This is a genomic window from Ornithinimicrobium sp. (assembly GCF_030537745.1).
Taxonomy (GTDB): Bacteria; Actinomycetota; Actinomycetes; order Actinomycetales; family Dermatophilaceae; genus Ornithinicoccus.
Window position 1 is genome coordinate 11,936 of sequence record NZ_JAUNVI010000043.1, and the last position, 14,308, is coordinate 26,243.

The window sequence follows — 14,308 nt, forward strand, 5'->3', positions numbered from 1 at the left end:
CCCGCCCGGGTCGTGAGAGACAGCAAGCCGGTCAACGGTTTCCTGTCGGTTGGGCTACTCGCTCAGGGACTTCGTCGCAGCGACGAGTTCCTGCTGCAGCGTATCGACGTCGGAGGCGCCCTGGCTGAACTTCACGACGGCCTGGTTGACCGCAGTGGAGACGGCGATGGGAGCGGCGGCACCGTGTGCCAAGGACCCGACGATGGTGTCGCTGGAGAAATCCTTCATAGCCGACTGCTGATACTCCGGGAACTTGGCCGCGTCGATGTCCGTGCGGGCCGGGATCGAGCCCTTGACCGTGTTGAAGGCGAGCTGGCCCTCCGCCGAGGAGATGGTCTCCAGCCAGGCCTTGGTGCCACCGGGGTGGGGGGCTCCCACTGGGAGGGTGAATGAGTCGGCGAGGTAGTTGAAGACGCCGTCGGTCCCGGGCACCGGCCAGTAGAGGAAGTCCTCGCCTGCGGCCATGTCTTGTGCGTCGTAGGCAGCGACGGCCCAGTCACCCATGACGTTGTAGGCGGCGCTGCCCTCCATCACCAGCTGGAGCGCAGGCTCCCAGTCGAGCCCGTCACGGTCCTTGTTGGACCACTCAACGATCTGCCCGAACTTGGTCAACGCTGAGTTGACCTCTTTACCGCCCCAGTCCGTGGTGCCGTCCCAGAGGCCGTCGTAGGCCTCCGCACCCAGCTCGGAGAGGAGGATGTTCTCCAGGAGTTGCGTCTGGGTCCAGTCCATCCCTAGGGAGAGCGGGATCTTGCCGGCGTCGGCGACCTTCTTCATGTCGGCCATCCAGGCGTCCAGGTCAGCCGGCGGGGTGGCGGGGTCGATGCCGACCTCTTCAAGCACGGCCGGGTTGACCCACGTCACGTTGGATCGGTGCACGTTGGACGGGATCGAGTAGATCTTGTCATCGACAGTCAACTGCTTCATGAGGGTCTCGGGGAAGACGTCGGTCAATCCGAACTCGTCGTAGAGGTCGGAGACGTCCTCGATCTGCCCAGCGTCGATGTAGTCCTGGAGCTCGGCACCGGCGTGCGCCTGGAAGGTGTCCGGGGGGTTCTGCGCCTGCAGGTCGGCCTGCAGCTTCTGCTTGGCCTGCGACCCGCCGCCTCCCGCGAGCGCGGCGTTGACAAACTCGGTGTCGGGGTGCTGCTCCTTGAATACCTCGACCAGCGCCTCGAGGCCCGCCTTCTCCGAGCCCTGGGCCCACCAGGTCATGACCTGAACCTGGCTGGCGTCCTCCCCGTCACCGCCGGCGGTGCCACTGGCCCCGTCGCCGGGTCCAGCGGTGTCCGTCCCACCGCATGCGGTGAGCACCAGGCTCCCGGCTGCCACCAAGGCGAGCATCGTCGAGCCGCGGCTCATCGTGGTCCTTCGCTTCATCGTACTTTCCTTCCCACATCCTGGTCTCGACCGGCAGGCTGCCGACCTGGGGATGGCACTGACGCTAACGACCGATTTAAGTCCTGTCAACGGCAGTTATCGGCATGTTATCTTCCGTGTCGTGAGCAAAATTAACGGTGGTGACCATCCAGGCTCTCGGCCGCACGCAAACGAAGACGCAATTCTCCGCGCGCTGGAAAGAAAGCCACATCTGACTCGTCAGCAGATCTCCGCCGTGACGGGCCTCTCCCGCAGCACGGTCGCCGAAGTCGTGGGACGACTCCTCGCCGCAGGTGCGCTCACCAAGGGTCGGTCACCCAGCACGGGGCGCGGACGACCCCCGCACGTTCTTCGGCGGGCCGATCCACCCGGGCTGCTCCTGGGCCTCGACTTCGGCCACAATCACCTCACGGTGGCCATCGGAGCACCCTCGGGAGAGATTCTCCGGGAACGGACAGTGGACGCGAGCATCGACCTGATGCCTGCCTCCACCCTCGACCTGGCGCGCCAACTGGCGACGGAGCTTCTTGCCGACGAAGGCAGTGGGCTGACGGAGGTTGCTTCCGCGGCGGCCGGCATGCCAGGTCCGATGAGCCACGACGGGGTGCTGCAGATCCCCTCCTTGCTGGGTAACGGCCAGATCACCGAGCCCGCCCTCGCCCTGCGCGCGATCTTCGGCTTCCCGGTGCGCACCGTGAACGACACGATGCTCGGCGCCTATGGTGAGATGCACGCTGGGGCCGCGGTCGGGGTAGATCACTTCCTGTTCGTCAAGGCCTCGCACGGCGTGGGGGCGGCCGTAGTCATCAACGGGCAGCTGTACCAGGGCAGCTCGGGTCTGGCCGGAGAGATTGGGCACACCCGGGTCAGTGGCGCGACCGGCCGGTGCAGGTGCGGCAACGTCGGCTGCCTCGAGACCATGGCGGGCATCGAAGGACTTGTCAGGGAGTTGCCGGCGCCCTACGGTCCCCACTCGCTCAACTCTCCGAGCGTCGGCGACCCTGTGGTCGACCGGGTGGTCACTGACGCCGGCCGCTCGGTGGGCGCGACGCTGGCCCCCATCTGCAACGCCCTGAACCCCTCGTTGATCGTGACTGGTGGGGTGCTGGGTAGTGGACATGCCGAAGCGTTCGTGAAGGGGGTGCGCGAGACCATCGACCGCCTCGCTCAGCCAGCGATCGCGCGAACCGTGGAGGTCGTGCCGGCCGCCCTCGGAATCAGGGCCGAGGCCGTCGGGGCGGTGCTTCTGGCCCGGCGAGAGGCGCTGGCCGGGGCCACTACCCGCTTGTCGTCCGACGATCCCGGCGCAGAGGATGATCAGGTCGATCAGCCTTAGGTACAGCTCAGGCCGACTGGACGCGGGGTGTGTGCACCGTGTGGACGATCGAGATCAGTCGTCAGTGGCCTCGCGTAGGCTGCGCACGTGATCGACCAGACCTCTTTCCAGGCCGCTTCCCGCGGTGTCGGAGGGGGTCTGTTCATCGCCTTCGAGGGTGGTGATGGCGCGGGCAAATCGACGCAGGCGCAGCTCCTCGGGCAGTGGCTTGCGGAGGGCGGTCATGAGGTCGTGCACACTCGGGAGCCGGGCGGCACCATCCTGGGCAAGGCGCTGCGCGAGCTGGTGCTGCACGGCGAGGACGGATCGGTGACGCCTCGGGCCGAGGCTTTGATCTTCGCGGCTGACCGCGGCCACCACGTCGCGACGGTTGTGCGCCCTGCATTGGAGAGGGGAGCGGTGGTGCTGACCGATCGCTATCTGGACTCCTCCGTCGCCTACCAGGGCGCGGCGCGAGACCTCGGGCACGAGGAGATCCGCACCCTGTCGATGTGGGCGGTCCAGGGCCTGCTTCCCCAGCTGACGGTGCTGTTGGACGTGACGTCCCAGCAGGGCAGGACGCGTAGGGGAGAGGTGCACGACCGGTTGGAGCGGGAGACCGACACCTTCCACGACCGGGTCCGCCAGGGCTTTCTCGACCTCGCCGCGCGCGAGCCGGACCGTTACCTCGTGCTCGACGCGTCTGCGCCGCTGGAGGAGCTTGCGGCAGCCGTGCGGGCACGCGTCGGTGGGCTGCTGCCCAGCGGGAGCCTTTCGTGAGCGTCTTCGACCAGCTCGTCGGCCAGGAGCGGGTCGTGGCGACCCTGCGGCATACGCTCACCACGCCCGGCGCCATGACGCACGCGTGGCTCATTACCGGTCCTCCCGGATCGGGACGCAGCATCGCTGCGCGCGCGTTCGCCGCCGCGCTCCAATGTCAGGCGCCGGGTGATCCAGGCTGTGGACAGTGCCAGGCCTGTCGCACCGTCTTGGCCGGCAGCAACGCCGACGTGCGCGTGGTCGCGACGTCAGAGACCTTTATCAAGGTCGATCTGGCTCGTGAGCTCGCGGTCGAGGCGCAGGCCCGGCCGGTCATCGGGCCGTGGCGCGTCATCATCGTCGAGGACGCCGACCGCTTCACGGAGCAGGCAGCTGATGCGCTGCTCAAGGCGTTGGAAGAGCCTCCGCCACGCACCGTCTGGTTGCTCTGCGCGCCCTCGCTCGAGGACCTCATCGTCACGATCCGGTCCCGCTGCCGACACCTGCGGCTCGGCACACCATCGGTGACGGCGGTCGCGCAGTTGCTGATCGATCGGGACGGCGTCGATCCGGCGATGGCTCACTACGCCGCGCGCGCGGCCCAGAGTCACATCGGGATCGCCAAACGGCTGGCGACCGACGAGCACGCGCGGGTCCGCCGCCGGGAGATCACCTCGATCCCGTTGTCCCTGACCAACCTCGGCGCGGCGCTGCGCGCAGCGCAGGACCTCGTGGCCGAGGCGGGGGAGGGCGCCGATGCGGTCTCCTCCGACCGTGCGGAGACCGACAGGCGGGAGCTCCTGGCCCAGCTGGGTGCCGATCCCCAGGCGCGCACCCAGCCGCCGGCGGTGCGCGCGCACCTGCGCGACCTGGAAGCTACGCACAAGCGGCAGGCTCGGCGGCAGCAGCACGACAGCATCGACTCCGCCCTGACCGACCTCGCTTCTGTCTACCGCGACGCACTCTTCGTGGCCACCGACAGCCGGGTCGAACCCGTCAACACCTCCGACCCGGAGCAGATTGAGCGGCTCGCGCGTGCGCATGGCGCACCGGGCTTGCTCGAGGCGCTGGAGACTATTGCGCTAGCCCGGCAGCGGCTCATCGCCAACGGAGCCCCGCTGCTGGTGCTGGAGGCAATGATGATTGGCTTGGTCCTGCCCTCGCCCGCTGGATCGGGAGCAGGGCCGGCAGGGGGCGCGGAGCAACCGCGTGCCGGGACCCGGCGCTAGAGAGACGACACCGGAAGGACCACCAGGTGGCCACACGTCATACCCGTCTAGGAGCGCGTCCGAGAGGCCTCGCCCGATCGAGGCAGCCTTCCCGACTCATCGCCGGGGTTGCGGCACTGTCCATGCTCGCCGGATGTTCACTGATCCAGCAGGGCGGCGACCGCGGGCCGGACGCGACGACCTCGACCGCGAGCAGCCAAGGCACAACGACGGCGACCTCCACCCCGATGGCACAAGGTGCGCCCGCGGGCCTGGAGACGTACTACTCCCAGTCCCTGGAGTGGTCCACCTGTGAGTCGCTCTTCGAGTGCACCACCCTCACGGTGCCGATCGACTACGCCGAGCCAGACGGGGCCACGATCGGGATCGCGGTCCTGCGGGCCAAGGCCAAGAGCGGGAAAGCGCAGGGCTCGTTGCTGGTCAACCCCGGGGGCCCCGGGGGCAGCGGCGTCGACTACGCGATGGCGGCGGGCGTCGTCGTCTCCCCACCGGTGCGCGCAGCTTTCGACGTGGTCGGCTTCGACCCGCGTGGGGTCGCTCGCTCAGCGCCGATCACCTGCCTGACGGACGAGCAGCTAGATGCCCTCATGGGATCCGATCCCACCCCTGACGACGCTGCGGAGGAGAAGGCCGGTGAGGACCTCATCAAGGGCTTCGCGCAGGCTTGCCAGACCAACGCACCCCAGCTGGTTGGTCACGTCTCCACCGTCGAAGCAGCCAAGGACATGGACGTGCTTCGCGCTGCTCTCGGGGAGGAGACCCTGACCTACCTCGGGGCCTCTTATGGCACCTTCCTCGGAGCGACCTACGCGGCGCTCTTCCCCGACCGGGTGGGCCGCCTGGTGCTCGACGGCGCGATCGACCCCAACCTGACGGCACTGGAGATGGGGCTGGGTCAGGCTTCCGGTTTCGAGCGCGCGACCCGGGCCTATGTCGAGGACTGTGTCGCCGGAGGGGACTGCCCGCTCGGCTCTGACGTCGACTCGGCCATGAAGTGGATCCCGGCCTTCCTCACCAGGCTCGACTCCCAGCCGTTGCCGGTCAAGGGGGACAAGGTCACCGAGCTGAACGAGGCCTGGGGCATGTGGGGGGTCGTGGTCGCGATGTACAGCCAGGACTTCTGGCCGATCCTGACCCAGGCTCTCCGCCTGGCGCAGGAGGGGGACGGCACCATGTTGATGTTCCTGGCCAACACCTATGCCAGCCGCGGCAGCGACGGGACCTACGACGGCAACGGGATGCAGGCCATCTATGCGGTCAACTGTTTGGACCGCCCTGCGGAGGAGGGTGCGAAGGACCTTGACTCCGAAGCGGTGCGCCAGCAGTTCGAGCAGGCCTCACCGACCTGGGGTCGCTACCTGTCCGGTGACGGCGCGTGCGAGTACTGGCCGGCCAAGGCCGAGGAGACCATCACCGACTACTCCGCTGCCGGTGCCGCGCCGATCGTCGTCGTCGGCACGACGCGGGACCCGGCCACCCCGCACGAGTGGGCGGTCAAGCTGGCCCAGACCCTCGACTCAGGGGTGCTCATCTCCTACGAGGGAGACGGCCACACCGCCTACGGCCGGTCCAACGACTGCGTCGACGACGCGGTCGATGCCTACCTGCTCAAGGGCACCGTGCCGAAGGACGGTCTGACCTGCTGATCGCCCATGTGAGTGCCGGCGCAACCCCAGCCCTGCGACCCGGAGCGAGGGCGACGGCATACCTGGTGAGTTTGGGACGATCCGAGGACGTCGGGTATCCTCGCTCAGGGTCGACCTACGGGTGGACCACGCCGCCTTAGCTCAGTCGGCCAGAGCAATTCACTCGTAATGAATAGGTCATCGGTTCGATTCCGATAGGCGGCTCCGCATCAGCTCCACACAAGCAACGCCCCTCCCGATCGGGAGGGGCGTTGCTTGTGTCCAGGTCAGGTCACTCGCTGTCGGCGACCAACCGCAAGGTGAAGTGTCCGTCCGCGGCGTTGTCGATCACGCTCGACCAGCCCAGCGCGTTGAGCTTCTCCAGAGCTGCACGGGTCTTCTCGTCACTGATCGAGGGGAGGTAGTCCTTCTCGAACTCGTTGACGTTGACGAAGAAGACGAAGTCAGCCTGCTCAGAGTCCGCGACCGATGCCCGGTAGGTAGCGTCGTCACTGAGCTTGCCCTGGGGTGCGGCCACGCCGTCCACGTAGGGCTGGTGCAACCCCAGCGTCAGCACCCCGTCATCGGTGCGCTGCGCGAGCGTGGTGGGCGGCAGGCCCACGCTCTCTAGGAACGTGTTGACCTGCTCAGGATCTGACTGCACCCGGTAGGCGATCGGCAGCGCGGGCATCGACGTGTCGGTCCCGCTCATGTTGCTGAACGCTTCGACCAGGCCAGGCCCGGCGGAGAGCGACATGGAGGTGCCGAGGAGGGACTTGAGATCCCCCGGCAGCGTCACGCCTTGCTCGCTCGCAGCGTCGACCGTCGACTGCAGACCCTCCGGGTCTTGCTTGCCGTAGAAGTCCCACAGCATCTGGACCCATTCGGCGCCATTCTCCACGGAGAAGGCAGCGACCGTCTCGGCCGGGAGCTGGTTGACCAGGTGGGCGCTGTCCTTGGAGGTGGGCATGGTGATGCCCTCCATGCCCCGCGTGATGCCGAAGACCTCGACCGCATCGGGGGTCAGCCGCACGGTGCCGGCAGAGCGTCCGGTGGCCAGCGCCTTCTCGGCCCCGATGGTGTCCGCGATGCCCTCGGCGCCGCCCAACGTAGCGTCGGCGTAGGCATCAGGGTCGATCTGCGCCATCTGCTTGAGGTCTGCCCAGTACGAGGCGATCCCGGTCGAGCCGAGGTCCTTGGTGTCGCTCTGGTAGACCTCGAGATCCTGGAGCCTGCCCTTGTCGGCAGAGGTCTTGACCGCGTCGACCTGATCGGCCTTGGCCAGGACGACATAGTCCCCGTCCAGGTAATAGCCGAACTGCTCGTCCGCCTCTTTACCTTCGTTGGCTGCCTTGATCTTGTCGAGGGTGGCGAGCGCCTTCTGGCCGTCCTTGACCTGCACGGCCACGGCCATCAGGGGCTCGTTGTCACCGTCGGGGACCATCGCGAGGCCGACGCGGTCGCCGAGCCACGGCTCGATGTCCTCCTCGTAGCTCAGGTCGGCGGGGACGCCACCGTCCTCCGTCAGTTTCTCCCAGACGTACTCACGCCACTCGCCCTTGTCCAAGCGGGCCTGTGCCTCGGTGTCCAAACCCTGGAAGAAGCGGACGGCCGCGACCTTCTCCCCCACGGAGGGGTCGAGGTCGACCCGGGCGTAGACGGCAGCGCTAGCGGGGAGGACGCTATCGGGCTGATCTCCTCCGCCACCCATGAAGTTGATGGCGGCGTAGGCGCCCCCACCGATCAGTGCCGCGGCACCCACCCCGATGCCGACCATCAACAATCCCTTGTTTCCAGAGCGGCCTTCGGTGACCTCGCCGTCGAGTCGTTCGGTCGTCGTCATGTGCGTTTCCCCTTATGTCATCCGGGGACATCTTCCCCAGCGTTCGTCGCGCGCCGGTCAGCGTGCGCCGACCGTCTTCCCTGCGGGGCCAAGCGTAACGGCTGATGCTCCGGGCTCCGCTTGACCACTCCTTGTGACGGCGCACCGGACCGATCGGTTCCAGCGACGGCGACGCAGGTCAGGGCTCAGTGTTGGTGATTGCTCAGTGCTGGGGCATCGGCCACCGGGCTGTCGTGAGCCCGGCATCCTTGGCGCGCTGGATCGCCTCGTGGTAGATCCGCTCGGCGTCTTCGCGCCCGGCCCAGTGCGCGCCCTCCACGGACTTACCCGGCTCTAGGTCCTTGTAGACCTCGAAGAAGTGCTGGATCTCCAGCCTCATGTATTCGCCGATGTGGTCGAGCTCGGTGACATTGGCCTTGCGCGGGTCGACCGGGACGCAGATGATCTTGTCGTCCCCGCCTGCCTCGTCCGTCATCCGGAAGACACCGATGGGGCGGGCCGCGACCAGGCAGCCGGGCCAGGTCGGCTCGTCGAGCAGGACGAGCGCATCCAGGGGGTCGCCGTCCTCGCCGAGGGTCTCCTCGATGTAGCCATAGTCGGCCGGGTAGCGGGTCGCGGTGAAGAGCATGCGGTCAAGCCGAATCCGACCGGTGGCGTGGTCGACCTCGTACTTGTTGCGGCTGCCTTGCGGGATCTCGATCGTCACGTCGAACTGCATCAGCGCATCTTCCTTGCTCGCGGTGGGCGTTAGGCTCGGTAAACCAGTGTCCTCTATCCACGGCCACGATAGCGACGAAGGGGGGCGCGCGTGCGTCCATCTCATGGCGGGGCGTCGGTCCGGGGCCAGTCGCGGTATGCCGTGCTGCCGGCGACCCTGCTGGCGGTGCTCCTGGCGGGGGCACCTGGGGCCAGTGCCACAGACGTTCGCCCGGACCCCGTGGCGGTGACTGCCGATGGTGTCGGGCCCACGACCCAGGCCGAGGCACGTCCGCAGCTGAGCACACTGACCCGACCGCTGGGCCAGGTCGCGGACGGCACGATGCCGTCCAGCAGCCAGCTGACCGAGGAGATCGCCGATGAGGTCGCCAGCAAGTGGCTGGGTCCAAGCAAGCGTCGTGCGCTGACCGTCCGGGACGCCCTCACCGGAAAGCACCTGGCGGACCGCAACGCCGACAAGCTCGTGGTGCCGGCCTCCACTACCAAACTCATCTCGGCTGCCGCCATCGTGACGGGACTTTCACCCGAACACACCTTCAGCACGCGGGTGGTGACCGGCGCCAGCCCCGAAGAGGTGGTGCTCGTGGCTGGCGGTGACATGCTGCTGGCACGGGGTGAGGGTCGAGCCGACGGCGTGACCGGTCACGCTGGCGTCGCCGACCTGGCCCGCGCCACCGCCCAAGCATTGAAGGTTCAGGGGCAAGAACAACCGGTGACGGTCCAGCTCGACCTGGACTACGTGGCTGGCCCCGATGTGCTGGAGACGTGGACGAGCAGTTGGGTCGACAACGGCTACACCGGTCGCATCGTGCAGCTGGGGCTGGCCGAAGACCTTTCCGCTCCTTACGCGCCGTCGCCGAAGGACCCGCCGCAGGAGGTCGTGGCCGCCTTCCGCACGGCGCTGGTCGCCGAGGGTGTGCAGGTCCGGGACGGCGACGATCCGCAGGCCAAGGCGTCTCTCACCAGCGCGCCCGAGGGTGCCACCGAGCTCGCGTCGGTCGAGTCGGCCCCGCTGCGTGATGTGCTCGCGCATGCGCTCGCCATCAGCGACAACGCGATGGTCGAGCAGCTCGCCCGCCAGGCGGCCGTGGCCGCCGGTCGGACCGTCGAGCTCTCCGAGGTGACTGCCTGGGTCAAGGAGTCGGTCCAGGAGAACTATGACGTCGACCTGACCGAGGTCCAGCTCGCCGACACCAGCGGACTTTCCGACGGCACCCGGATCCCGGTGCGCGCCATCGCCGACGTGCTCGTCGAGGGAGCCAACGGCAGCCACCCTGCCCTGCAGTCCGTGCTCGCCGCGGGCGGGCTGCCCATCGCTGGCTACACCGGCACCCTGGCCACCCGTTTCCACCTTCCCGTCCACGCGGCCGCCATCGGCAATGCGCGCGCCAAGACCGGCTCGCTCCCCGGCGTGACCTCCCTGGCGGGCACCGTGGTGACCAAGGACGGCCGACTGCTCGTCTACGCGATGACCGCGGACAAGATCGGCGAGGACGGGGCCGTGCTGGAGGCGCGATCGATGCTGGATGAGATCGTCGCGCAGCTTGCCCGCTGCGGCTGCTGACCGCCGGACGGAGCCCCTCGCGCTGTCGAACCCCCCTCGCGTGGCCGAACCCGCCCCGCACCGCATACCGTCGTGGGTATGACGCAGCCTGACGCGACGCCAGACCACACCCCCGAGACGACCCACTCCGGTTATGAGTTGCAGGGAGAGCACGACGTGCGCGGCAGTGCGCTCGTGGACTGGGACTTTGCGGCGGCGGCCGCGAGCAGGATCGTGCCGCCCGGACCGAAGACCGCGCACGGCGAGATCGAGACACTCGTCGCCGCCCTGCGTGCGGCCGCGCAGCGCGCCGTCGACCCGGTGTCGACCACGGCCAGGATGGAGACGCCCCCCGGCACGCCGCCCGCGCTGGTCGTCGACCGGCCCGGTTGGATCAAGGCCAACGCCGCGTCGATGGGGGCGATGCTGGCCCCCGTCCTCGATGAGGTTGTCGCCAAGAAGCGAAAGGCGGACCGAGAGCGAGCGCAAGGCAAGGGTAAAGAGGTCGCCGAGCTTGGTGCCACCGCGCAGAAGGTCGGCGCCACCATCACCGGCACCGAGGTCGCCGGGATGCTGTCCTGGCTCTCGACCAAGGTGCTGGGGCAGTACGACCTGGCGCCGCAGGGCACGCCTCGGCTCATGTTCGTGGCGCCCAACATCTTGGGCGTCGAGCGTGAGCTGGACGTGGACCCGGCTGACTTCCGGCTGTGGGTGGCGATGCACGAAGAGACCCACCGGGTGCAGTTCACAGCGGTGCCCTGGCTGCGGCAGTTCATCATCGACAAGGCTCGCTCGATCGGCGCCGAGGTCATGCCGGAGCCGGACCAGATGGCCGATCGCCTCAAGGAGATCGTGTCCGCGCTGCCCGGCGTCGTCCGTGGCGATACGGACATCACCCAAGTGCTGGCGACTCCGGAGCAGCGGGTCAAGCTCGCCGAGGTCACGGCGGTGATGTCCCTGCTAGAGGGTCATGCCGACGTGGTCATGGACGAGGTGGGACCGCAGGTCATCCCCACCGTCGCCGAGATCCGCGCGAAGTTCACCCAGCGTCGTAAGGGGGCCAGCAATGTCGACAAGATGCTTCGTCGACTGCTGGGCATGGAGGCGAAGATGCGGCAGTACAAGGACGGTGCCGTCTTCGTGCGCACCGTTGTCGACCAGGTGGGGGTCGACGGCTTCAACCAGGTCTGGACCTCGCCCGAGACCCTCCCGCTGCCCACCGAGATCGCCGACCCTTCCGCGTGGGTCACGCGGGTGCACGGCTAGGGAGAGTCGGCACAGGTGTCCGGGCCCTCTCCCGCGCTGGCGGCCGCCAGGGGGGCCGTCCGACGCGCGCTGAGCGATCTCGGCTTGGGAGCAGCCCGGACCTCTTCGCCTCACGACCTCCCGGCCGACGACGCGCCTCTCGTGCTCGTCGCCTGCTCCGGTGGGACCGACTCGCTGGCGCTCGCGGCGGCGACCGCATTCGTCGCTCCACGGCTGGGTCTACGCGTCGCGGCGGTGGTCGTCGACCACGGGCTGCAGGACGGGTCAGCACGGGTAGCGTCGACGGCAGCGGAGGCGCTCCGGGAGATCTTCTCGGCCAGGACCGGTCACACCGCCATGGTCGAGGTGGTCACGGTCGCGGTGGAGAAGACCGGGACGGGGCCGGAGGCAGACGCTCGCGCAACCCGCTATGCCGCGCTCACCACCACCGCAGACCGGCTAGGCGCGGGGGTGGTCCTGCTGGGCCACACCCTCGACGACCAGGCCGAGCAGGTGCTCCTCGGGCTCGCCCGCGGCTCGGGAGCGCGGTCGTTGTCGGGTATGGCGATGCTGCGCGAACTTCCGCTGGACCGCGGCCAGGAGCGACCTTTCGGTGCGAGCTCCGGCCCCGAAACGCAGCCGGTGCTCGCCCGGTCGCAGGCTCGCCGGGCGGTCCTGGCCGTGCGGCCGTTCCTGCAGCTCACCCGTGACCAGACTGCACAGGTATGCGCGGACCTGGGGTTGAGGCCATGGCGTGACCCGCACAACGAGGACGATCGTTTCGCGCGCGTCCGGGCGCGGGCTGCCGTGCGGATGCTCGAGGATTCCCTGGGCCCAGGCGTCCGGGCCGCGTTAGGACGGACTGCCGACCTGCTGCGCGACGACGCCGACCTGCTCGAGGAGCTGACCGCGCAGGCGCACCTCGAGCTGGGGCAGGCGCCGTGGGAGGTCCGCCGCCTGCTCGAGATGCCCCGCGCGGTGCGCACCCGCCTGTGGCGCTGCGCCGCACTGACCGCGGGCAGCCCCGGGACCGACCTCAACGCGGGACACCTGCTGGCCGTCGACAGCCTTCTCACGCACTGGCACGGCCAGGGGCCCATCCATCTTCCCGGCGGAGTGCGTGCCAGACGTCATCAGGGACGGCTATGGATCGGGAGCGAAGCGGCGAGCACAATGGCCCCGTAGCCTGGGACCTGCCGATCAAGCGTCACCATCCCTGACCAAGGAGCAATCGCGTGGAAGCCGAGCACATGGGTGCCGACCTGCAGGACATCCTCTTCACCGAGGAGCAGATCCAGGAGCGGTTGGCAGAACTTGCCCAACAGGTCTGGGCCGACTACGAGGGCGTGCACGACAAGTTGCTGCTCGTGGGCGTGCTTAAGGGCGCGGTGCTGGTCATGGCTGACTTCATGCGGGCCCTGCCCGGCTCGGCGCCGATCGATTTCCTCGCGGTGTCCAGCTATGGCTCGGGGACGAAGTCAAGCGGTGTGGTGCGGATCCTCAAGGACCTCGACGCAGACATCACCGGTCGACATGTCCTCATCGTCGAGGACATTATCGATTCGGGGTTGACCTTGTCCTGGATCAAGACCAACCTGTTGTCCCGGGGGCCGGCCTCCGTCGAGATCTGCACCCTCCTGCGCAAGCCAGAGTCGCTCAAGGTCGAGATCGACGTGCGCTACGTCGGCTTTGACATCCCCTCCGCGTTCGTGGTCGGCTACGGCCTCGACTTCGACGAGCAGTACCGCAATCTGCGTGTCATCGGCACCCTCGCTACCCACGTCTACTCCTGACCCCGACCGGACTGCAGCCGCCGAGGCCGTGGCCCCCGCTCGAGGTGACGAGCGAGACTGCATGGGGGCTCCGGCGGGCCAGCCACCGGGGAGATGGAACACTGGCCCCCTGCCATGCGTTGTCGGCAGGAGACCCGCCCGAGCAACGATCAGGAGGACCGGGGCGCAGCAGGCTGTCCGCAGCCGTGTGAGCCCCGAACGCGCCAGTCATGAGCCCCGCCAGCAAGAGGCCCCGGCCCAAGCCCAGCCCATGGATGTGGATTTTCGTCATCCTCGGCCTGGGCATCCTGTGGTTCTCCCTGTTGAACCCGGGTGCCTTCACCCGGATCGATACTTCCGACGCTCTCGGGCTGATCAAGTCCGACAAGGTTGCCGAGGCGACCTTGACCAACGACCGGATGGATCTGACGCTCAAGGAAGGCGAGACCTTCTCCGCCGAGAAGGTGCGGGAGACCGACAAAGTGCAGGCGTTCTACGTCGATGCCCGCGGTGACCAGGTGATCGCTGCCCTCGACGAGCACCCGCCGACCAAGGGGTGGACCGACGACACGACCGGGCCCAACCTGTTCCTGTCAATGGTGGCCAACTTCCTGCCGCTCCTCCTCATCCTCGGCCTCTTCCTCTGGCTGATGATGCGGATGCAAGGCGGCGGTCGAGGCGTCATGCAGTTCGGCAAGTCGAAGGCCAAGTTGGCGACCAAGGACATGCCCACCGCGACCTTCGCCGATGTCGCCGGTGCGGACGAGGCGGTCGAGGAGCTGCAGGAGATCAAGGAGTTCCTGGCCGAGCCCCGCAAGTTCCTCGAGGTCGGCGCCAAGATCCCCAAGGGCGTGCTGCTCTACGGCCCTCCCGGCACCGG

The 14,308-nt window shown here is 68.2% G+C and carries 12 protein-coding genes and 1 tRNA gene; 10 read left to right on the forward strand and 3 right to left on the reverse strand.

Features of this window, described 5'->3' with window-relative positions; all coding sequences use genetic code 11:
* Nucleotides 1-54: 54 nt before the first annotated feature.
* Nucleotides 55-1,380 carry an ABC transporter substrate-binding protein gene (locus tag Q4P07_RS10010; protein ID WP_303374772.1) on the reverse strand — a complete coding sequence of 442 codons (1,326 nt, stop codon included), beginning with the start codon at nt 1,378-1,380 and terminating at the stop codon, nt 55-57.
* Between the two features lie 121 nt (nt 1,381-1,501).
* On the opposite strand from Q4P07_RS10010, the gene Q4P07_RS10015 reads away from it, so the two are divergent.
* The 5 genes from Q4P07_RS10015 (at nt 1,502) to Q4P07_RS10035 (ending at nt 6,533) form a co-directional block, all read left to right on the forward strand.
* Nucleotides 1,502-2,716: an ROK family transcriptional regulator gene (locus Q4P07_RS10015; RefSeq protein WP_303374773.1), complete on the forward strand. Its 1,215-nt coding sequence runs from the start codon at nt 1,502-1,504 to the stop codon at nt 2,714-2,716.
* Nucleotides 2,717-2,803: 87 nt separating this feature from the next.
* Nucleotides 2,804-3,475 (forward strand): dTMP kinase, encoded by a 672-nt coding sequence (gene tmk, locus Q4P07_RS10020; protein WP_303374774.1) that lies wholly within the window; start codon nt 2,804-2,806, stop codon nt 3,473-3,475.
* Complete coding sequence (locus Q4P07_RS10025; protein WP_303374775.1) at nt 3,472-4,683, forward strand: DNA polymerase III subunit delta'; 1,212 nt, start codon at nt 3,472-3,474, stop codon at nt 4,681-4,683. The genes tmk and Q4P07_RS10025 overlap by 4 nt, the downstream gene beginning before the upstream one ends.
* A 26-nt stretch (nt 4,684-4,709) precedes the next feature.
* Complete coding sequence (locus Q4P07_RS10030) at nt 4,710-6,329, forward strand: alpha/beta hydrolase (RefSeq protein ID WP_303374776.1); 1,620 nt, start codon at nt 4,710-4,712, stop codon at nt 6,327-6,329.
* A 130-nt stretch (nt 6,330-6,459) separates the two neighbouring features.
* Nucleotides 6,460-6,533, forward strand: a tRNA-Thr gene (locus Q4P07_RS10035).
* Between the two features lie 67 nt (nt 6,534-6,600).
* Here the strand turns inward: Q4P07_RS10035 and Q4P07_RS10040 are convergent.
* Together Q4P07_RS10040 and Q4P07_RS10045 are read right to left on the reverse strand one after the other, a co-directional pair.
* Complete coding sequence (locus Q4P07_RS10040) at nt 6,601-8,151, reverse strand: DUF3352 domain-containing protein (RefSeq protein ID WP_303374777.1); 1,551 nt, start codon at nt 8,149-8,151, stop codon at nt 6,601-6,603.
* Between the two features lie 202 nt (nt 8,152-8,353).
* Entirely contained in the window at nt 8,354-8,869 is a 516-nt protein-coding gene (locus Q4P07_RS10045; protein WP_303374778.1) for an inorganic diphosphatase, read from the reverse strand.
* A 90-nt stretch (nt 8,870-8,959) separates the two neighbouring features.
* On the opposite strand from Q4P07_RS10045, the gene Q4P07_RS10050 reads away from it, so the two are divergent.
* The 5 genes from Q4P07_RS10050 to Q4P07_RS10070 form a co-directional block, all read left to right on the forward strand.
* Entirely contained in the window at nt 8,960-10,432 is a 1,473-nt protein-coding gene (locus tag Q4P07_RS10050; protein ID WP_303374779.1) for a D-alanyl-D-alanine carboxypeptidase/D-alanyl-D-alanine-endopeptidase, read from the forward strand.
* 78 nt (nt 10,433-10,510) lie between these two features.
* Entirely contained in the window at nt 10,511-11,677 is a 1,167-nt protein-coding gene (locus Q4P07_RS10055; RefSeq protein ID WP_303374780.1) for a zinc-dependent metalloprotease, read from the forward strand.
* A gap of 15 nt (nt 11,678-11,692) precedes the next feature.
* Complete coding sequence (tilS, locus tag Q4P07_RS10060; protein ID WP_303374781.1) at nt 11,693-12,841, forward strand: tRNA lysidine(34) synthetase TilS; 1,149 nt, start codon at nt 11,693-11,695, stop codon at nt 12,839-12,841.
* A gap of 50 nt (nt 12,842-12,891) precedes the next feature.
* A complete protein-coding gene (hpt, locus tag Q4P07_RS10065; RefSeq protein ID WP_303374782.1) occupies nt 12,892-13,449 on the forward strand; it encodes a hypoxanthine phosphoribosyltransferase in 558 nt (185 codons plus the stop codon).
* 209 nt (nt 13,450-13,658) lie between these two features.
* On the forward strand, nt 13,659-14,308 hold a 650-nt coding region (locus tag Q4P07_RS10070), incomplete at its 3' end, for an ATP-dependent metallopeptidase FtsH/Yme1/Tma family protein (protein ID WP_303374783.1).